The sequence below is a fragment of the Streptomyces lycii genome, assembly GCF_009735685.1.
In the GTDB taxonomy this organism is placed as follows: Bacteria; Actinomycetota; Actinomycetes; order Streptomycetales; family Streptomycetaceae; genus Streptomyces; species Streptomyces lycii.
Genome location: NZ_WHPN01000262.1, coordinates 13,651 through 33,259 on the forward strand (window position 1 = coordinate 13,651; position 19,609 = coordinate 33,259).

General features: G+C 75.6%; 16 protein-coding genes and 1 pseudogene. 10 read left to right on the forward strand and 7 right to left on the reverse strand.

All coding sequences use genetic code 11. The features are described from left to right. Positions 1 to 10: 10 nt before the first annotated feature. Both GCU69_RS33205 and GCU69_RS11990 read left to right on the forward strand, forming a co-directional pair. Positions 11 to 142 carry a putative transporter small subunit gene (locus GCU69_RS33205; protein ID WP_218037914.1) on the forward strand — a complete coding sequence of 44 codons (132 nt, stop codon included), beginning with the start codon at positions 11 to 13 and terminating at the stop codon, positions 140 to 142. Positions 143 to 518: 376 nt separating this feature from the next. Further along, the gene (locus GCU69_RS11990) at positions 519 to 3,068 is read left to right on the forward strand and encodes an ATP-binding SpoIIE family protein phosphatase (protein ID WP_156205996.1); all 2,550 of its coding nucleotides are present in this window, start codon (positions 519 to 521) and stop codon (positions 3,066 to 3,068) included. A gap of 235 nt (positions 3,069 to 3,303) precedes the next feature. On the opposite strand, the gene GCU69_RS11995 is transcribed toward GCU69_RS11990, so the two are convergent. Continuing rightward, on the reverse strand, positions 3,304 to 3,873 hold the full coding sequence (locus GCU69_RS11995; RefSeq protein WP_098754696.1) for a PadR family transcriptional regulator: 570 nt from the start codon (positions 3,871 to 3,873) through the stop codon (positions 3,304 to 3,306). Positions 3,874 to 3,981: 108 nt separating this feature from the next. On the opposite strand from GCU69_RS11995, the gene GCU69_RS12000 reads away from it, so the two are divergent. Beyond that, positions 3,982 to 4,449 (forward strand): nuclear transport factor 2 family protein, encoded by a 468-nt coding sequence (locus GCU69_RS12000; RefSeq protein WP_235978427.1) that lies wholly within the window; start codon positions 3,982 to 3,984, stop codon positions 4,447 to 4,449. Between the two features lie 200 nt (positions 4,450 to 4,649). On the opposite strand, the gene GCU69_RS12005 is transcribed toward GCU69_RS12000, so the two are convergent. After that, positions 4,650 to 5,441 (reverse strand): TetR/AcrR family transcriptional regulator, encoded by a 792-nt coding sequence (locus GCU69_RS12005; RefSeq protein ID WP_156205998.1) that lies wholly within the window; start codon positions 5,439 to 5,441, stop codon positions 4,650 to 4,652. A 123-nt stretch (positions 5,442 to 5,564) separates the two neighbouring features. Here GCU69_RS12005 and GCU69_RS12010 point away from each other — a divergent pair, with 123 nt between their 5' ends. Continuing rightward, positions 5,565 to 6,023 carry a nuclear transport factor 2 family protein gene (locus GCU69_RS12010; protein ID WP_156205999.1) on the forward strand — a complete coding sequence of 153 codons (459 nt, stop codon included), beginning with the start codon at positions 5,565 to 5,567 and terminating at the stop codon, positions 6,021 to 6,023. Continuing rightward, a complete protein-coding gene (locus GCU69_RS12015; protein ID WP_156206000.1) occupies positions 6,020 to 7,096 on the forward strand; it encodes an NmrA family NAD(P)-binding protein in 1,077 nt (358 codons plus the stop codon). The genes GCU69_RS12010 and GCU69_RS12015 overlap by 4 nt, the downstream gene beginning before the upstream one ends. Here GCU69_RS12015 and GCU69_RS33625 read toward each other — a convergent pair. After that, positions 7,083 to 7,430, reverse strand: a complete 348-nt coding sequence (locus GCU69_RS33625) for a MerR family transcriptional regulator (RefSeq protein ID WP_268969284.1) — start codon at positions 7,428 to 7,430, stop codon at positions 7,083 to 7,085. The genes GCU69_RS12015 and GCU69_RS33625 overlap by 14 nt on opposite strands. A gap of 288 nt (positions 7,431 to 7,718) precedes the next feature. Further along, positions 7,719 to 7,841: pseudogene (locus GCU69_RS34365) on the reverse strand (MerR family DNA-binding transcriptional regulator); the annotation flags it as partial. 212 nt (positions 7,842 to 8,053) lie between these two features. Between GCU69_RS34365 and GCU69_RS12025 the strand changes: the two are divergent. The 4 genes from GCU69_RS12025 to GCU69_RS12040 all read left to right on the forward strand — a co-directional run bounded on the left by GCU69_RS12025 (position 8,054) and on the right by GCU69_RS12040 (position 11,543). Continuing rightward, positions 8,054 to 8,251: a hypothetical protein gene (locus GCU69_RS12025; RefSeq protein WP_156206002.1), complete on the forward strand. Its 198-nt coding sequence runs from the start codon at positions 8,054 to 8,056 to the stop codon at positions 8,249 to 8,251. A gap of 312 nt (positions 8,252 to 8,563) precedes the next feature. Then, complete coding sequence (locus tag GCU69_RS12030) at positions 8,564 to 9,568, forward strand: alpha/beta fold hydrolase (protein ID WP_156206003.1); 1,005 nt, start codon at positions 8,564 to 8,566, stop codon at positions 9,566 to 9,568. Positions 9,569 to 9,823: 255 nt separating this feature from the next. Beyond that, the gene (locus GCU69_RS12035; protein WP_156206004.1) at positions 9,824 to 10,810 is read left to right on the forward strand and encodes an aldo/keto reductase; all 987 of its coding nucleotides are present in this window, start codon (positions 9,824 to 9,826) and stop codon (positions 10,808 to 10,810) included. Positions 10,811 to 11,222: 412 nt separating this feature from the next. Beyond that, positions 11,223 to 11,543, forward strand: a complete 321-nt coding sequence (locus tag GCU69_RS12040; RefSeq protein ID WP_218037915.1) for a hypothetical protein — start codon at positions 11,223 to 11,225, stop codon at positions 11,541 to 11,543. A gap of 715 nt (positions 11,544 to 12,258) precedes the next feature. Here the strand turns inward: GCU69_RS12040 and GCU69_RS32635 are convergent. Both GCU69_RS32635 and GCU69_RS12050 read right to left on the reverse strand, forming a co-directional pair. Beyond that, positions 12,259 to 12,822, reverse strand: coding sequence for an SET domain-containing protein (locus tag GCU69_RS32635; protein WP_170315833.1), 564 nt, complete (start codon positions 12,820 to 12,822; stop codon positions 12,259 to 12,261). 706 nt (positions 12,823 to 13,528) lie between these two features. After that, on the reverse strand, positions 13,529 to 14,644 hold the full coding sequence (locus GCU69_RS12050) for an alpha/beta hydrolase family protein (protein ID WP_328629991.1): 1,116 nt from the start codon (positions 14,642 to 14,644) through the stop codon (positions 13,529 to 13,531). Between the two features lie 453 nt (positions 14,645 to 15,097). Here GCU69_RS12050 and GCU69_RS12055 point away from each other — a divergent pair, with 453 nt between their 5' ends. After that, complete coding sequence (locus GCU69_RS12055; protein ID WP_156206007.1) at positions 15,098 to 16,504, forward strand: CoA transferase; 1,407 nt, start codon at positions 15,098 to 15,100, stop codon at positions 16,502 to 16,504. Between the two features lie 103 nt (positions 16,505 to 16,607). Here GCU69_RS12055 and GCU69_RS12060 read toward each other — a convergent pair whose 3' ends face one another. Continuing rightward, positions 16,608 to 19,442: a tetratricopeptide repeat protein gene (locus GCU69_RS12060; RefSeq protein ID WP_156206008.1), complete on the reverse strand. Its 2,835-nt coding sequence runs from the start codon at positions 19,440 to 19,442 to the stop codon at positions 16,608 to 16,610. Between the last annotated feature and the right edge of the window lie 167 nt (positions 19,443 to 19,609).

Sequence of the window (19,609 nt, forward strand, 5' to 3'; positions counted from 1 at the left end):
AGGAGGCACAGTGACCACCGTCGCTCTCAGCGCGTACATCTTGATGTGGCCCGTCGTCGTGGCCGTCGTCCTGTTCGTGATCAGCCGTGCGTTCTTCCGCGAGTGGGCGGAGGCCCGCCGCAACGGGCGCGGCCTGATCTGAGCACCCACCGGCGCCGCGGACCGGCCGCACGGCCGGCCCGCTGCGCCGGTGGATCACCCGCGTCCCCGGTCACCGGCGGGCAACGGCCTCCCCGGCGAGTCCGGGCCGCGGGTCCGCCCTCCGCTTCCCCGGCCGTGCCGTACGACCTGGTGGCGTACGCCGTGCTGGTGACCGTGGCCGTCGCGGCCGCCGGGCCGCCCGGAGCGCGGTGCCTGCCGGCGTGCGGCCCGTGGCCCGGAGCGGAGCGCCGTCGGTGTCCGGGGCCCGTGAAAACCGGTGGCCGGACGGCCGCGCCGGGTGCCGTCGCCATGCGAGCGGGCCGCCGCCGGGTTTGAATGGCCCGAGTAGCGTCGCACGTCCGGAGCGAGGCAGCCGAGTGGATCCGACCCTGCAGGTGCACGAGCCCGACCAGCCGTCGGGCGGCGTCGTCGTGCTGCTGCTGGACGAGGACGGGACCGTGCTCCAGTGCCCGTCCGCGGCCTTCGGCCTCACCGGTCGCACCGCCTCCGAGCTGCGCGGACGCCCGTTCACGGAGCTGGTTCCGGACTCGGACCGGCAACCCGGGCGACGCGGCGGCCCCGGAGAGATGCAGCAGCTGCGGACGGTCCTGCTGCACCGGGACGGCACCGAGGTTCCGGTCGACGCCGCGATGGTGCCGCTGCCCGACGGCTGCCCGGCCCGCCACGTGGTGTGCCTGAGCCCCGCCCCGACCGACGACAACCCGCGGCACCCGGCGAAGGACCGGGCGCTGCTCCGAGCGATGTTCGAGCAGAACCACTTCGGCCTGGTGGTCCACGGCACCGACCTGGGGATCGAGCGCGGCACGCTGAACTCCTGCCTCCCCGGCGGCTTCGTGACCGACCGGCCGCCACCGGGTGCCCGGCTCTCGGACGCCGTCCTGGACGAGGACGCCGCGGCGATCGAGGAACAGCTCCGCCGGGTCCTGGAGACCGGCGAGCCGGTGATCGACTGGGAGCAGTCCGCCCGGCCGCGGCGGAATCCGGGTGAGGAGCGGATGCTGTCGATGTCGGTGTTCCGGCTCCACGACGGGCACGGCCGCGCACTCGGCGTCGCTGCGGTCTACACCGACGTCACCACCGAGCACGCGGCCCGGCGGCGGCTCCGGCTCCTCCAGGCCGCCGCCGAGCGGCTCGGCCAGAACCTGGACGTCACCGGCAACGCCGAGGAGCTGGCCGAGATCCTCGTACCGTCCTTCGCGGACCTGGTGAGCGTGGACCTGTCCGACTCGGTGTTCGAAGGTCAGGAGACCGGCGCGTTCGTCCCCGGGACCCGGCTGCGCCGGATCGCGGTCGCCTCCGCGGACGGCCGGTGGCCCGCGGAGATCGACCAGCTCGGCGACGTCGTGCGCGCCAGGGAGCAGGAGAGCTTCAACCTCCGCGAGGGTACGAGCCTGCGGGTGGAGGATCTGGAGTCCTGGCGGGACGAGCTGGACCCGGACGAGGAGCGGCGCCGGCTGCTGTTTCCCGACGGCGCGACCTCGGCGATGTTCGTGCCGCTGCACGCCCGGGGCGCGGTGCTCGGGGTGATGGGCCTGTGGCGGCGGGGCGAGCGGGCCCGGTTCGCCGAGGACGATGTGTCACTGATCGAGGAGATCGCCTCCCGGGCCGCCCTGAGCCTGGAGAACGCCCGGCGCTACACGACCGAGCTGCGCACCGTGGAGATGCTGCAACGCAGCCTGCTGCCACCGGCCGGGGTGGACCTGAGCGCGGCGGAGACCGCGGGGACGTACATCCCGGCGAGCACGGCGGCGGGCATGGGCGGCAGCTGGTACGACGTCATCCCGCTGTCCTCGGCCCGGGTCGCGTTCGTCATCGGTGACGTCGTCGGCCACGGCCTGGGGGCGACGGCCACCATGGGCCGGCTGCGGACCGCGGTGCAGACCCTCGCCGACCTGGACATGGCCCCCGAGGAGCTGCTCACCCACCTGGACGACCTCGTCATCCGGCTGGGCTCCACCGAGCCGCAGCCCGGCAACGGCGGGGTGCTCGGCACGACCTGTCTGTACTGCGTGTACGACCCGGTCACCGGACGGTGCAGCATGGCCAGCGCGGGCCACCCGCCGCCCCTGCTGACGTGCCCCGGCGGGCCCACCCACTACGCGGACCTGAAACCGGGACCCGCCCTGGGTTCGGGCGGCATGCCGTTCGAGCCGCTCGACCTGCACCTCACACCCGGGAGCGTACTGGCGTTCTACACCAACAAGCTGGTGGTCCACGGCGGCCGGCCGGCCGGAGCGGAGGAGTCCGGCGGGGGCCGGGCGGGCGCGGAGTCCGGCGAAGGCCGGGAGAGGGCGGAGTCCGGCGGGGGCCGGGCGGGGGACGCGCCGGAGGAGCCCGACGGCTGCGGCGAGCAGCCGTTGCGGCCGCTCGTCGAGGGCGTGGCCACCGCGGTGGAGCGCGGCGGCAGCCCCGCCGAGATCGGGCGGGCGGCGCTCGACCAGGTGCTGACCGAGGTGCCGGCCGACGACGTGGCCCTGCTGGTGGCCCGGGTCCGGGCGCTGGACGAGGGGTCCACCGCAGCCTGGCGGTTCACCGACGACCCCGCCGTCGTCTCCGAGGCGCGCGAACTCGTCATCAACCAGCTGACCACCTGGGGCCTGGACCAGCTGACGTTCACCACCGAACTGATCGTCAGCGAGCTGATCACCAACGCGATCCGCTACGCCGGGGCTCCCATCGGCCTCCGTTTGATCAAGGACCGGACGCTGATCTGCGAGGTCTCCGACCCCAGCCAGACGCAGCCGCACCTGCGCCGGGCCCGGCTCACCGACGAGGGCGGGCGCGGCCTGTTCCTGATCGCCCAGCTGGCCCACCGGTGGGGCAGCCGGTACACGCACTCCGGCAAGACCATCTGGACCGAACAACCCCTGAACGGCGTCCCGGAAGTGCCGCTGGACCTGTTCTGAGCCCCGCTGTCCGGTCGCCCGGGCGCGCCTTCCCGGCCCCGCTGTCCGGTCGCCCGGGCGTGCATTCCGAGCCCCGCTGCCCGGTGGCCCGGGGGCGCCTTCCGTGCCCTGCTGCCCCGGCTGCCCGGCTGCACCCGATGGCCCGCTGCCCGGTGGCCCGCTTGCGCCCGATGGCCCGTTGCCCGGCTGCCCCGCTGCCGGAGCGCGCCGTGTCGCCGACCGCCGCTCCAGCGGCTCAGCCCCCGGCGCGGGCGGCCCGCCGCTCCCGGAGCACCGCGATCGTCCGTTCGCACCAGTCGTGGTTGCCCTGCTCGAACGCGAGACCGCGCAGACACGTCAGATACGGGCCGATGCGCTCGCCGTGCCGCAGGAACTCCTCCTCGCTCCGGTCACCGCGCATGGTGCGCAGCAGCGTGCCGAACAGCTCCGTCTTGGCCCGGGCGACGGCGGCCCGCTCGGTGAGCCGCTCGATCAGCCGGCCGGCGTCGACGTGGTCGGCGGCCTGCACCATGACCGCCAGGTCGTCCCGCAGGAAGGAGGGCTTGGACGCGGAGGCCGTGAACCGGTCCAGTTCGGCCAGCCCGGCGCCGGTGACGCGGAACAGGCGCTTGGTGGGCCGGGTGTCCTGGACGACGTCCCGGCCCGTGACCAGGCCGTCCCGCTCCAGCCGGGCCAGTTCGGCGTAGAGCTGCTGCGGCAGCGCGTGCCAGAAGTTGGCCACCCCGAGATCGAAGGCCTTGGCGAGCTGGTACCCGCTCAACTCCTCGTCCAGCAGCGCCGCCAGTACGGCATGCCGCAACGCCATGGGGCCGCCTCCGTCTCTCCCGTCCCGGCTCACCCTTGCTCCCCGGAGCCTCCTCCCACCATACTCAAAAAAGTGAGTAGTCATATTCATGACCGTGGAGGAGCAGCCGTGACCGCAGCCGAGTCCGTTCGCGAGCCGGGGCCCGGTGCCACGGCCGACCGTTTCCGCACCGCCGTCCACGACGGCGACCTCGCCGCCCTGGACGCCCTGTTCACCGACGACATCCGCTTCTACAGCCCGGTGAAGTTCACCCCCTTCGAGGGCAAGCCGCTGGTGCTCGGGCTCTTCCGGGTGCTGCTGCGCACCTTCGAGGACATCCGCTACGTCGGGCACCACGACGGCAGCTCCGGGACGAGCACCGACGGCACCGAGGCCCCCTCGGCGGCCCTGATCTTCCGCGCGAACGTCAACGGCAAGCAGATCCACGGCCTGGACCTGCTGCACCTCGACGAGGACGGCCGGATCAAGGAGTTCACGGTGATGGTCCGGCCGCAGTCCGCCGTGCAGGCACTGGGCGAGGCGGTACTGGCCGGGCTGGTCGCGGACGGCCTGGTCCCGGCACCGCCCGGGCACTGACGACTCCCGGCCACACGCCCCGGCCCCGGCTCGGGCCGGGGACGGGATCGCGCCGGATCGCGCCGGATCGGGCCGGGCCGGGGGCGGGATCGGGCGAGGCCGGGTCGGGGCCGGGCCGGTCAGATCGGTTCGAGTCGGGTCCGGGTCCGGACCCCGGCCCAGGAGCCCCGGGGCCGGGGTCCGGTCCGGTCCGGTCCGGTTCAGGCCTGGACTTCAGTCCCGGCATCCCTCCCGGGCCCGGTTTCGGCTTCCGCCCCGGGCCCGGTTTCGGCTTCCGCCCCGGTCTCGGTGCCGGGCAGGAACGTCGCGACGTAGGCGGCCAGTCGGGCCCGGAGTTCGTCTACCGGCATCCGCTCCACCCCCGTGAGATGCGTGATCAGATCCGCGCGAACCGCCGCCAGCAGCGCGTGCGCGGTGAAGCCGGCGCCTTCCGGGTCGACGACGCGGGCCAGCGACTCGCGCAGCGTCGCGTGCCACCAGGTGTACGACGGGCTCTGGTACGGGCTCGCCGCACCCGCCTCCTCCAGGGCGAGGTGCAGCGCGCCGTTGTCGACCTTGTGGCGGACGGCGGCGTCCAGCAGCGCCGGGACGCGCTCGCGCGGCGGAGTGCCCGGACCCAGTGGCGCCGGGCCCTCCGCGACGGCCCGGCGCAGCGGGGCGGACCGCCGCTCGGCCAGGGCCTGGAGCAGCCCGGTGCGGTCCGTGAAGGCGCGGAAGACGGTGCCCTTGCCGACCCCCGCCGCCGCCGCGACGGAACTCATGCTGACCCCGGCCGGACCACTGCGGGTGAAGAGGGCCTCGGCGGCGTCCAGCACGGCTTCACGGTTGCGTACGGCATCGGCCCGCCGCCTCGGCTCCGGCGCCGCACCCGCCCGGTCCGGTGTCACGCCCGCCCGGCCCGGCGCCGCGTCCGCCCGGTCCGGTGTCACACCCGCCCGGTCCGGTGTCGCACCCGCGCGCCCCGGCGCGGTTCCCGGCGTCGACTCCGCCATCCATGGCCTCCTCTTGCAAAGCGGACCGTCGGTCCGTATCTTCATTAGCGGACCGGCGGTCCACATCTTAACGGACGACCGCGCCTGTCACGCCCCTGCCCGTACCCACCGCGAGGAGCCCCCATGACCCGTCCCACCAGCCCGGAACAGTTGTTCCGCCACGGGCTGCGCCTGCTGCTCGACAAGGACACCGACGGCTGGGTCGGTCTGTGCGCCGACTCGTGCGTCTTCGAATTCCCCTACGCCCCCGAGGGCTTCCCGCGCCGCCTGGAGGGCCGGGCCGCCGTGGCCGACTACATGCGGGGCTATACGGACCACATCGACCTGCGGGAGATCCCCGAAACGACGGTCCACCGGACGGAGGATCCGCGCACGATCGTCGCCGAGTTCCGCGCCACCGGGCGCCTGGTCGCCACGGACGAGCCGTACGCGATGTCGTACGTCATGGTGCTCACCGTCGAGCAGGGCAGCATCGTCCACTGCCGCGACTACTGGAACCCGCTGGGCCTGCCCGGCTCCGCGCACGGCGGCCTTTCGCCCTTCGCGTCCGCCACCGGAACGTCCGCCGGAACGTCCGCGTGACCGCCCGCACGACCGCTCGCACGACCGCCAGCGGCGAGATCTTGGTGACCGGCGCCACCGGCACGACGGGCAGCCGCCTGGTGAGCCGGCTGACGCGGGCGGGGCACCCCGTCCGGGCCGCGAGCCGCACGGCCGGACGGTCCGCCACCGCGAGCGCGACAGCCGGACGGACCACCGCCGTCACCACGGCCGGACGGACCACCACAGCGGCCACAGTCACCGCAGCCACGAGCACGGCAGCCACCGCCACCGCCACCGGGGGCACCCGGACCACCGAGGACACCGGGGCCACCGAGGACACCCGGGCCACCGCGCCCGGACGGACGGCCGCCCCCGTCGCCGCCGCAGCCGTACCCGTGACGTTCGACTGGTACGACCCCGCCACCCACGACGCGGCCCTCGACGGCGCCACCGGCGTCTACCTCGTACCGCCCGTCGGATCCGCCGACCCGGCCGCCGTCATGCTGCCCTTCCTCGACCGGGCCCGGCGCGCCGGAGTGCGCCGGGCGGTGCTGCTCAGCTCGTCCCAGGTCGCCCGCGGCGGGCCGCTCACCGGGATCGTGCACCGGGGCGTGACCGAGCTGTTCGGGGAGTGGGCGGTGCTGCGCCCGTCCTGGTTCATGCAGAACTTCACCGGCCGGCACCTCCACGCCGACAGCATCCGCGCCACCGGCGTCCTCACGACCGCGACCGGCGACGGCCGGGTGGCGTTCGTCGACGCGGAGGACATCGCCGCCGTCGCCGCCCAGGCCCTCACCGACCCGGCACCGCACAACACGGACTGGGTCCTCACCGGCCCGGAAGCCCTGTCGTACGACGCCGTCGCGGCGGTCGTCACCGGGGTCACCGGCCGCCCCGTACGCCATGACGCCGTGCCGGAGGAGGAGATGCGCGCACGTCTCGCCCGGGAGATGCCGGCGGAATTCGCGGCCGTGCTCGCGGGCCTGGACCGGCTGATCGCGGGCGGAGCGGAGGACCGGGTCACGGACGCGGTGGAGCGGGTCACGGGACGGCGGCCGCGGTCCTTCGCCGACCATGCCGCGGCCCACGCCGAGGCGTTCACGGCGGGCTGACCGCCGCCCCGATCCCCGTCCGGTCGAGGTAGGCGTACAGGGCGGCGGATGCCCTCAGCCTGCGCAGACTGCGGCGGCGCAGGTCCTGTTCGTGCTCGGCGAGGGCTTCCCGTACGCGCTCCGGGTCACCGGTCGCGCGGAGTTCGTCGAGGACGGCGCGGACCGCGTCGAGCCGGTGGAGGCGGCGCCGCAGCAGCGCGGCGAGGTGCGCCATCCGGACCTCCGGCCCGGGGTAACGGCGGTATCCCGTCGGCGCTTCGCGTTCCGGCCGCAGCAGCCCCCGGTCCTCCCAGAGCCGCAGCACCGGCGTCGCCACACCCACCTCCTCGGCCACCTCGCCGATACGCAGTCCGCGCCGGGCCCCGGCCGCCCGGGAACGGTCACGGGCCGGGTGGTGGCCGCGGGCCCCGGCTCGTTCGCGGGCCCGGGAGGCGGACTCGGCCTCGTCCAGGATCGCGCCGAGCGCCTCCTCGGCCTTCGCCAGCTCGGCCCGTTCCCGGGCCAGTTCGGCGTGGCTCGCGTCGAGGGCGGCGAGCGCGGTGCCGGGGTCGCCCGCGTGGACGGCGCGCAGGACGGCGCCGGTGGTCGGCCAGCCGTGCCCGAGGGCCGCTTCCCGGGCGGCCAGGAGGGCTTCGGCGTGGACCCGGGTGTAGACCCGGTAGCCGCTCGCCGTCCGTTCGACCGGCGGCAGGATTCCCGTGTCGGCGTAGTTGCGGATCTGCTGGACGGAGATGCCCGCCAGTCGGGCGAGGTCGGCGGCGTTCGCAGCCGGTCTGTCGTCACCCGGTCACGTTAACGCGGTGGCGCGGCGATGCGGTTTGAGACTTTTCCGGTCTTCGAAGCGTCTTCTCCAGTGCTTTTCTGCGGAAAGTCCCCAGTAGCACTTGAATGAGACGATTGAAGCCCGAGCCGGTGGCCCCACCGGCGGTGCCGGCAGCAGCGGATACGGAGGCGGGCGTGAAATTCGTTCTCGAGGTCGACATGGGCGACACGGCGTTCGGCGGTGAGGCGGCCGCTGAACTCGGCCGGATCCTGCGGTACTGGGGCGGCAATCTGCACCACTACGACCTGAAGCCCGGCGACGGCTCCGCGCTCTACGACTCGGCCCACCGCGAGGTCGGGAGCTGGCGGGTGACCGCGGCCGGGGAGTCCTGACCGCGCCCCCCGGATTTGCCGGAACGGCAACAACAGTGGTGGTGAGGGGCCGTACCGCGCATGCTCGGTCACAGCCGCTGTGCGCGGGGTGCACGTCGAGGACGAGCCACGGGCCGTCCGCCGGTGACTCCATGGACGATCCTGTGAGTGATCCGCGGTGATCCACGGTGATCCGCGGTTGGTTCACGGGTGGTCCTGGGTGGTCCTCGGACGGTTTCCGGACCGTCGGCGGGACCGTCCCGGGCACGGCGCACTCGCAAGCACCGGCACCCGGAGAGCCCGCGGTGCCGCCCGGAGAGCCCCGGAGGATCCATGCCGCAGCAGCCCGCCGCCCCGCCCGCCCTCGACGTCATCCACCGGCTGGTTCCCTCCCCCGCCGGCCGCGTCCATCTGGTCGAGCAGGGCTCCGGGCCCCTGGTGCTGCTCGTGCACGGGTTCCCGGAGTCCTGGTACTCCTGGCGGCACCAGCTTCCCGTGCTGGCCGCCGCCGGTTATCGCGCCGTGGCCGTCGACGTACGGGGCTACGGGCGCTCCTCCCGGCCCGAGGGCGCCGACGCGTACCGTATGCGCGAACTCGTCGAGGACGCCGCCGCCGTCGTACGGGCCCTCGGCGAGGAGTCCGCGGTGGTCGTCGGCCACGACTGGGGTTCGGGCATCGCCGCCCACTCGGCCCTCCTGCGGCCGGACGTCTTCCGCGCCGCCGGACTGCTCAGCGTGCCGTACGCCCCGCCCGGCGGCCCCCGTCCCAGCGATCTCTTCGCGGAGTTGGGCGGCGGGGACGCGGAGTTCTACGTCAGCTACTTCCAGGAGCCCGGCCGGGCCGAGGCCGAGATCGAGCCCGACGTGCGCGGCTGGCTCGCGGGCTTCTACGCGGCCCTGTCCGCCGACACCATGCCCGCACCGGACGCGCCGGACCCGCACTTCGTGAGCCGCGGCGGGACGCTGCGCGACCGGTTCCCCGGCGGGCGGCTTCCCGGCTGGCTCGGAGCGGGCGATCTCGACGTCTACGCCGGAGAGTTCGAGCGCACCGGCATGACCGGCGCGCTCAACCGCTACCGCGCCCTCGACCGCGACTGGGAGGACCTGGCCGGTCACGCCGGTGCCCCGGTGCGGCAGCCGTCCCTGTTCATCGGCGGCGCCCTGGACGCCTCCACCGTCTGGATGAGCGATGCCGTCAAGGCGTTCCCGGACACCCTGCCCGGGCTGGTGTCCTCGCACATCCTCGACGGCTGCGGGCACTGGGTGCAGCAGGAACGCCCCGAGGACGTCAACCGGTTGCTGACCGAGTGGCTGGCCGCGCTGCCGGCCGCCGACTGACGGCGGGAGCGGCGGCGGGCGGCGGGCGGCAGGCAGCGGGCAGCGGGCAGCGGGCAGCGGGCAGCGGGCAGCGTAGACGAGACGGAACCGGGGAGGGCTTGGGAACGGCGGGAAGGGGCGGGAAGAAGCCACCCCGGACGGGGCCCGGAAAGGGGTCGCCTCGGGGCGGGCCGGAAGCGAACGGCCGCGGCGACCCGTGGTGTTGCTCCGCGAAAAGCCCCGCGTCGCCCACCGGCCCGGTGAGACCATCACCGGATGAGGGCTAATCGGCTCGGACGCAGCGCGGTGGAGGTCACGGAGCTGGGCTTCGGCGGCGGATCGATCGGCGGGCTCTACGCCCCGCTGGACGACGCCACCGCCGCGGGCGCGCTGGCCGCCGCCTGGGACGCCGGCATCCGCTACTTCGACACCGCCCCGCACTACGGCATCGGGCACTCCGAGCGCCGCACCGGGGGCCTGCTGCGCGGCAAGCGGCGCGAGGAGTTCACCCTGTCGACCAAGGTCGGGCGGCTGCTCGTGGAGCAGGACCCGGCGGGCCGTACGGACGAGAGCTTCGAGGTGCCCGCGACGCACCGCCGGGTGTGGGACTTCACCCGTGACGGCGTCCTGCGCAGTGTCGAGGACTCACTGGACCGGATGGGCCTCGACCGCGTCGACGTGCTGTTCCTGCACGACGCGGAGAACCACTTCGAGGAGGCGCTGCGCGAGGGATTCCCGGCGCTCGCCGAGTTGCGCGCGCAGGGCGTGGTCGGGACAGTCGGGGCGGGCATGAACCACACCGCCGAACTGGCCCGGCTCGTACGGGAGACGGACGCCGACGTGGTGATGCTGGCCGGCCGCTACACCCTGCTGGAGCACGGCGACCCCCTCGACGACCTGCTGCCCGCCTGCGTCGAACGCGGCGTCTCCGTGCTGGCCGCCTCCGTGTTCAACTCCGGCCTGCTCGCCGCCGAACGGCCCGCCGAGGGGGCCCGCTACGACTACGCCCCCGCCCCGGACGGCCTGCTGCGGCGCGCGCACCGCCTCGCCGACGTCTGCGAGTCCCACGGCGTGACGCTCCCGCAGGCGGCGATGGCGTTCCCCCTGCGGCACCCCGCCGTCGCGGGCGTGGTGCTGGGGATGCGCACGGCCGAGGAGGTGCGGCGCAATGTCGCGGCGTTCGACACGGCCCTCCCGGGCGGGCTGTGGGACGACCTGCGCGGCGAGGGCCTGCTGGACGAGCGGGCCCCGGCCGCCGGCTGAACGACCGCGGCGGGCCGGCCCGGGCTGCGTCCCCGGGTCGGCCGCCGGGCCGTCCCCGATCCGCTCCGGTCCGTCCTCGGTCCGTCGTGGGTCCGTCCTCGGTCCGTCGTGGGTCCGTCCTCGGTCCGTCGCCGGTCCGCCCTCGGTCCGTCCCTGGCCGGTCGCCGGTCCGTCCCTGAGCCGCCGTACGTCCGTGCCGCGTGCCCGCGGTCGGCCTCCGCGGCTCCTCCGTGCCGCCTGCGTGCCTCCTCCGGACCATCCGAGAGCGCCCCGGGACCGCGCCTGGGCCACCCGATACCGACCGGCGGCGGAAAACCGGTGCGCGCGGCGAGCCGCGCCCCTACCGTCGCAGTGTCCGACAGATGAGACCAGTGACAGCGGAGGGCGGAAAGTGGCCGGGGAGAGACCGCGCGTGTACGAGATCCGGGTGCAGGGGTGCGCCGGGACGGATGAAGCGCTCGCGCTCCAGGAGCCGATCGCGCGGACGCTGTGCCCGGAACCGGAACACGCGGGCCCGTGCGCCGTGCCGTGGGACATCACGCTCGGCGACACGGACGAGCCCGTGCTCGTCGTGGGCGTCTACACGACCCGCGAACGGGCGGCGGAAGCCGCTGGACAGGTGCGCGAGGTGGTGGGCGGCACGCTGTCGGTGGTACTGGGCGAGGGAGACCCGGGGCGGTTCGAGACCCTGGTCGAGCAGTACCGGATCGAACACGGGACCGGCCTGGTGTGACACCCCGCCGGACCCGGCGTCCCGCCCGCGCATCGCCCGCCCTCCTGCCCGCCTCGGCCGTACGGACACCGCGACCGGGAGCGGGCCCGGACCCCCGGGAGCGGGAGCGCGACCGGGTCCGGGAGCGGGTCCGGGTCCGGGTCCGCAAACGGCATCGGCCCGGGAACGGGAAGCGGGTCCGCAAACGGCACCGGCGGGGAACGGGAACGGGTCCGGGAGCAGGCCCGCAAAGGCACCGGCCCGGGAGCGAGTCCGGGACCCGTTCGTCAACGGCACCGGCCCGGGAGCGGGTCCGGGAGCGCGCCCGCAAACGGCACCGGGTCCGGGAACGGCCCGGCCCCGAGAGCACGGCCGGGGCCGAGAACGGCACGGGGCCGAGAACGGGACGGGCCCGGGAGCAGGCCGGTTCGACAGCGGCACCGGGCCGACGTCGACTCGGCACCGGGGGAGAACGGCCGCGTGCCGACGACTCGTCACAGCCACGCTCCCCGCGAGGTTCCCCCGCCCCGGCTTGTCTCGCCTCCCGCGAGGTTTCCCTGCCCGGGGCTTCCCCCCGCCCCGAGGCTTCCCCCGCCTCGGGTCCCGCCCGCCGCCGGGTTTCACCCGACCCGGGCGCACGCCCGGGTTTCGCCGCCCCGGGGTTTCACTCGGCGCCAGGTAGCGCTCGCCACAGGGCTTCACCCGCCCCGGCTCTCGCCCGCCACCACCCCGGGTTTCATGCCCCGCCGGGCGTCCACGTCTCTCCGTACGTCCTCCGGATACGGGTCAGGAGGGCCGGGGTCCAGTGGTCGCCGTAGCGCCGTCGCAGTTCCGGCAGGCGCCAGTCCGCCCCGGTCACGGTGCCCCGGCACAGGCCGCCCGGGGCACCGCAGGCGCAGTCGACGGTGAAGTCCGGGTCGGCGGTGCTGGTGGCGTAGTCGCTGGTCACCTCGGCACCGGCCGGGATGTCACGGCGCGCCGCGAGGGTGTACGGGCCGGTCCACCACAGGTTCGGGTCGCAGCTGTGATTGCTGTAGCCGGCGGTGCGCCGGGCCGGCAGCACCAGGTGCCATGCCTCCGTGACGGCGATGGTGTCGACGTACGGGCGGTCCGGCTGCCGGGCGGCCTCGGCGAACAGCTCCTGGAGTTCGGCCCAGGTGACGAGTCTCCCGCCGAACCGGATGACGACCGTCCCGGCCGCGACGGGGTCACGGGTGAACAGTCCCGTGCCCGCGATCGGTGACGGGCGGGCTTCCAGCGCGGGGTGCAGCCGGCAGTCCGGCTCGGGGGGCTCCAGCACCCGTCCAGCATGCACGGCACGGTGCGGGCGCGGCAGTCCTTCACCGGCCGCACCGGTACCGCACGCCCGGACGGAGCCCGGCGTTCCGTCCGCGGTGTCCCGCCCCGGCGGCGGCCCGTCCGCAAGCCGGACCACACCGTCCGGCCGGCGCCCGGCCCGCACGCCCGCCCGCCCGGTCCGCACCCCCGAACAGCCGACACCCCCCGACCCGGCCGCACCACCCGAACAGTCCGCATCCGCCGAACAGATCCCACAGCCCGCACAGTTCACACGTCCCGCACAGTTCACACAGTCCGGAACAGACCGCACACGCCCACCCCCCGTTTCACTCGTCCGCACGACCCACCAGCTCGCACGGTCCCCGCCGCCCACCCGTTCGACCGCGCCGCGCGGTCCGTACGCCTCGCACGCCTCCGGGGCGTACGGACCGCCGGCCCCGCTGCGGCGCCGGGCGCCCGGGGGCGGAGCAGCCCGCGGCCGGGGGCGGCGGGAAACCGGTCGCGGCCGCTCCCCCGTCCCCGCCGCCGGGCGCCCGGCCCGCCCGTACCGCAAGCGCCCGTCCCCTGAGCACCCCCGCCCGGAGCCCCCCGTACCGCACGCGCCCGCCCCCGGAGCACCCGTACCGCAAGCCCCCGTGCCGCAAGCCCCCGTGCCGTACGCACCCGTGCCGTGAACGCCAGGGCGGTAAGCGTCGGGGCCGTAAGCGTCAGGGCCGGTGGAACCCGACCTCCGGGTTCTCCGGTGTCGGGCCGTCCAGCAGCGGCTGCGGCACGCCCCGCAGGTGCTGGTCGAAGAAGGCCGCGACATAGTCGCGGGTGATCTGCTGCGAACGCTCCCCGGACAGCGACGCCTCCGGGTCGGTGATGCCCAGCTGGTCGCCGAACACGGGGAAGTCCGTGAACGTCATGTGGCCGGAGCCGGTGACGGTCAGCCAGCGCTTCCAGCCGTCCAGCCGCGCCCAGTCGCGCGGCCAGCTCTCGTCCCCGGTGTCCGGGCCGTGCGACGCGGCGGTGCCGAGCAGCATGAAGGGACGGCCGTCGAGCCCGGTGGCCGGGACCGGGTCGAAGAAGGTCCCGTCCATGTTGACGCCCGCCCGCACCCGGTCGTCGGCGGCCATGGTGGACGCGGTGCTGTTGCCGCCGATGGAGTGCCCGGCCATGCCGATCCGCCGCCGGTCGATCATGCGGGCGTGCGGCCAGGGCGAACGATGACCCGTCAGCCGGTCGAGGACGAAGGAGAGGTCCTCGGCACGGCCGCGGGCGACCGCGTCGTAGCCGGTCTGCTCGGCCTTCTCGCAGGCGACGCAGGTCAGCGTCCGGCCGCCGGGAAACGCCGTGCCGAAGGACTCGTACGCGTGGTCGACCGTCGCGACGACATAGCCGCGGCTCGCCAGGTCCTCGGCGAGGGTCGTCAGGGTGGCACGGTTCAGCGAGAAGCCGGGCGAGAGGACGACCAGGGGGTGTTGGCCGGGCGCGGGGCGGGCGCCCGGGCGGGCGTGGGTGCGGGTGCCGGCGAGGGACTGGGCGGGTACCGAGTCCGCCAGGTCGTTGGCCTCCAGCAGGAGCCGGGCCTCCTCGGCCGTCATGTACGGCGCCGGGGCACCGCCGCTGCCCGGGCGCGCCGGGTGATGCACGGTCACCATGAGTTCCCGGGGGCCCGACCCCGGCACCCAGGGGTCGCGGCGGTCGGTGTCGGTGAGGTGCAGGGTGTCGTGGCCGACCGCGTACGGGCCGGTCGGCGCGGGCAGCCGGAGGCGGGCGCTGCGCCGGTCCGGGGCGTCGTCGCGCACGGCGGTGACCGCGGCGTCCGGCCACGCGGACACGGGCGCGGGCAGGTGCGCGGTTCCGCGCGCGGGCGCCGGCACGGGCGGGGCCGGAGCCCCGGCCCCGGAGGCAGCGGACGCGGACCCGGACACAGCGGATCCCGGCGCGAACGCGGCCGCGGCGGGAACCGGCGCGGACACGGGCGCGGCGACGGCACCTGCCGCTCCCAGGGCGGGCAGTGACACGGTCAGTGCGAGCACGGTGGCTGCGGCAACACAGCGGCTCTTGTCCATGTCCGGGAACGTTAGCCAGCGGGGCCGGGCGGCCGCGTCGCTTCCCGGTCGGAGCCGGAGATCCGCCGCGCAGCCGATGCCCTGCCGCCCCCTCCTCCCGGCGAGTGATCCGCGACCCGGACCCCGGCAGCCCCGCCCGGCCCCGGTGACCGCGCTGACGTGCCGCTTCACGGCCCGCCCGGCCGCCCGCGGACATCAGGGCCGGTGGAGACTGGCGGCATGGAACCGACCTGTGACGCGGCAACCGCCCACGCCTGGACCGCTCTCGGCGGCCGCGGGGACCCGGCGGCGCACGTGGCCCACGACGAGGTGCGCGGCGCGCTGCCCGCCCGGCTCCCGGTGCGGGAACTGGCGCGGGCGACCGTCGGCGCGTGCTCCCTGGCGGCGGCGGAGCTGCTGGCCCTGCGCAACGGCGGGCCCGTCCCGCCGGTACGGGTGCACGAAGGAGCGGTGGCCACGGCCTTCGTCAGCGAACGGCACCTGCGGATCGACGGCCGCGCCCCGCGGTCGTTCGCGCCGCTGTCCGGCTTCTGGCGGGCGTCCGACGGCTGGGTGCGCACCCACGCCAACTACCCGCACCACCGGGCCCGGCTGCTCGCCGCCCTGGGCATTCCGGACCACGGCGGCGGGAGCGCCGCGGACCGGGGGCTGACGGAGCGGTTCGCGCAGGAGCTGGCCTCCCGCCCCGCGTGGACAGTGCAGGAGACCGTCCACGCGGCGGGCGGCCTGGCGGTGGCGGTCGCCCCGGCCCCCGGTCCGGCGGTTGCCGCCGGGACGCGGCCCCCGCTCGTCGAGCGGCTGCCCGTCCCGCCCGCCGCAGGGCCCGCCGGCTCCCGGACGCTGCGTCCCGCGCCGTTGCCGGCCGAGGGGGTGCGGGTCCTCGACCTGACCCGGGTCATCGCCGGGCCCGTCGCCACCCGCACGCTCGCGCTGCTCGGCGCCGACGTGCTGCGCGTCGACTCCCCGCGGCTGCCCGAGGACCCGGACGCCCACGCCGACACCGGCGCGGGCAAGCGTTCGACGCTGCTGGACCTCGCGGCCCCGGCGGGGCGGCGCGCGTTCGAGGCGCTGCTGGACTCGGCCGATGTCGTCGTCACCGGTTACCGGCCGGGCTCCCTGGATCCGCTCGGCCTGTCCCCGGAGGAGCTGCTCGAACGGCGCCCGGATCTGGTCGTCGCGCAGCTCCGCGCCTGGGACCCGGCGGGTCCGTGGGCGGACCGGCGGGGCTTCGACAGCCTCGTGCAGGCCGCGACCGGCATCGCCGCGATCGAGGCCGCCCCGGACGGCACCCCGGGCGTGCTGCCCGCGCAGGCCCTGGACCACGGCACGGGGTATCTGCTCGCGGGGGCGGTGCTGCGCGCCCTGAGCGACCGTCACTCCGGCGGCGGCGGGCACCTGCTGCGGCTGTCCCTGGCGGGCACCGCGTCCTGGCTGCTGCACGGCATCACCCCGGCGCCGCCGCCGGCCGGGGTCGAGCCCTGTTCCGCCGGGCCGTGGCTCGCCCGGACGGCCTCGCCGTACGGAATCCTGCGCCACGCCCTCCCGCCGGTGCACTACCAGGGCGCCCCCGCCAACTGGGCCCGTCCGCCCTCCCGCTGGGGCACGGACGAGCCGCGCTGGCTCTGACGGCCGGTGCTGCCCGGGCTCCCGCTGCGGGGTGCTGCCGGCTCCGGCGGCCGGTGCTGCCGGGCTCCCGCGGCCGGTGCTGCCCGGCTCCGGCGGCCGGTGTTCAGGCCGTGCCCAGTGCCTCCAGCCGCCGCGTCACCGCTTCCGACTCCGGCGTGCCCAGGTCGGTGAAGAGGCCCAGGGCCCGGTGCCAGTGGGTACGCGCCGCGTTCAGATCACCCAGGACGGCGTGGCAGTGCGCGATGCCGTCCTGGGCGCGGGCCTGCTGGTAACGGTCGCCGAGGTCGGCGGCGAGTGCCGCGGCCTGCCGGTGGTAGCGCAGCGCCCGGGTGGGGGCGGATTCCTCGGCCATGGCCTGCGCGGTCTGTCCCAGCTCGATCAGCACGTCCGTCTCGCCGGTGTAGTTGCCGGTCTCACGGGCGAGGGCCAGCGCCTGCCGCAGATGGGCCAGCGCCTCCTGATGACCGCCCGACTGCCGGTGCACGGAGCCCAGGCTGCCCAGCAACCGTCCCTCGCCGACCCGGTCACCGGTGCGGCGGATGCAGGCCAACAGCTCCAGCCCGAGGGCGATGATCTGCTCCGGCTGCTCGTAGACCTTCTCGTAACGGCCCAGCGGCTCGTACAGCACGGCCCGTCTGCCGGTCCGCGCCGGACCGGCGGCGGACGAGCCGTGGGCGTCGGCCACGGCGCGGGCCGTCGCCAGGGCGGCGGTGAAGTGCTCACCGGTCTCCGCGCGGTGGCCGAGGAACTGGTGGACCTCGCCGATGCAGCCCAGCGAGCGGCACTCGCCGATCCGGTCACCGATCACCCGGTACTGCTCCAGGGCCCGGCCCAGCGCGTCGAGGGTGTCGGGGCAGCGGCCCAGCCGCCAGTACGTGAGGCCGAGGTTGGTGAGCGCCCAGGCCCGGTCGTCGGGGTCCGGGGTGCGGGCGCCGTGGGTGTGCAGGACCTCGGCCTCCTTGTAGTGGCCGCAGGTGTCGAGGTAGCGGAAGAGGATGGCCGACAGCCGCCCGGCGTGACGCGGGTCGCCGTGGTCGGCCGCGCTCGCGGCGGTGGCGATGAGCCCGGCCCACTCGGCGGCCAGCCACGCGGTGGCGGCGGAACGGTCGGGGAGAACGGGCGCCGGTGCGCCCTGCTCCGGCAGGAGGCCGCGCGCGTCTGCGGCTGCGGCCGCAGACGGGACAGGGGCAGCGGCAGGGACAGGGGCAGGAGCTGGGTCCCGAGTCGCCGGACCGCGAGCATCCGGATCGTGGGCCGTCGGCGGATCCGCCGCCGCCCCGGCCCGCCGTTGCGCACCGCCCGGCGCCCCGCCGTCCCGTGCCCCTTCGACCCGCACCCCGCCGTCCAGCGACTCCCCGCCCCGTGCCGCACCCCCGCCTGCCGCGATCGTGTCGCCTGCCGCGCCCGCCCGCGCCGGGTCCGCGCCGCCCGCTGTCCCGGCCGGCCGGCCGTGCGGCGCCTCGTGCGGGGCGTAACGGTCCATGGCCCGCGCCGCCGTGTCCCAGTAGTGCTCCACCAGCCGGGTGAACGCGGCGCGGCGGGCCTGGCCCGGGTCCTCGTCGTGGGCGCGGCCGGTGGCGTAGATGCGCACCAGGTCGTGGAACTCGTACCGCCCGGGGGCCGGTCTGCGCAGCAGGTTGGCGGCGAGCAGGGTGCCGAGGTGACGCCGGGTCGTCTCCAGGCCGGAGCCCGCGAGCGCGGCGGCCGCGTACGCGTCGGTGTCCTGGCCGGGGTGCAGGGACAGCAGGCGGAACACGCGGCGGCAGTCCTCGTCCAGCCCCTCGTAGGAGAGACCGAGCGCCAGCTCGACCCGGTCGTCGAACTTGAGCTGCGAACGGTGTCCCCGGAGGCGTTCCAGGTGATCGGCCAGCGTCCAGCCGTGACTGGACCTGATGCGGCTGGCCACCACGCCCAGCGCCAGCGGGAGATGACCGACGGAGTCCGCGATCTGTCCGGCGGTGGCCAGGTCGGTGTCGATACGGTCCGCGCCCGTCATCTCGCGCAGGAGTTGCAGGGCCTCGCCGGGCGTGAACACGTCCAGCCGCAGCCGCCGGGCTTCGGCGAGACCGGACATGGCGTGCCGGCTGGTGACGAGCGTCAGCGCGGACCGCGGACCGGGGAGCAGGTGGCGCACCTGGTCCTCGTCCACGGCGTTGTCCAGCACGACGAGCGTGCGCCGGCCGGACAGCCGGGAACGGAACTCGCGGGCGCGGGAGGGCGTATCGAGCAGCCGGATGCGGTCCGGCGACATGCCGAGGCGACGCAGGAACCCCTCCAGTACGGCGGCCGGGTCGGCGGGCGGCGCGTCGGCCGCGTAGCCGCGCAGGTTGACCCAGAGGACGGTGTCGAGGCGGTGCTGCCGCCGGAGCCGGTGGGCGGCGTGCACGGCGAGGGTGGTCTTGCCGACGCCCGCCATGCCCTCGATGACGGATATCGGCGGCGGGGCGGGGACGCCGGTGGTCCCGGGAGGGGCAGCGGCGGCGTCCGGGCCGCCGGCCGCGGCCGGGGTGTCCTCGGGAGCGGTGCGCGGGCCGGGCAGGACCCGGGCGTCGAGGAGCCGTGCCAGCTCGGCGCTCCGTCCGGTGAACGCCGTTGGTTCGTCCGGCAGCGTGCCGGACACCGTGACGACGGCGGCCTCGGCGGCCTCGCCGACGATCCTCGCGTACGCCGTCCGCCACCGCACGGCGGCCGTCTCGTCGCCGCGCAGGACCCGGGCGATGTCGACGACGAGGTCCACGTTCAGCCGGGAGCGGCCGAGCTGGAAGCAGCGGTGCACGGTGTCGTAGCTCGGCAGCTCCGGGATGCCCCGGGCCTTGCGGGACCGGACGACCTGACGGTGCACCTCGCGCTCCGACAGGCCCGACCAGCCGCGCAACTCCCTGAGCCGGCAGACCAGTTCGTCGACGGACCGTGCGCCACTCGGTACCGGCGGCTCCATAGGACTTCCCCTCCCGCGCTGGTAATCGACCGGACACGAAGAGTGTCCATCCCCGGTCAGGAGAGTAGTGCATATTCCACCCTGACCGGGTTTGCACGGGAAACGGGACGCCGTCGTACGGGCGGCCGCATGCTGGGCGGGCACCGGCCGACGGCATTGCGTGGTCC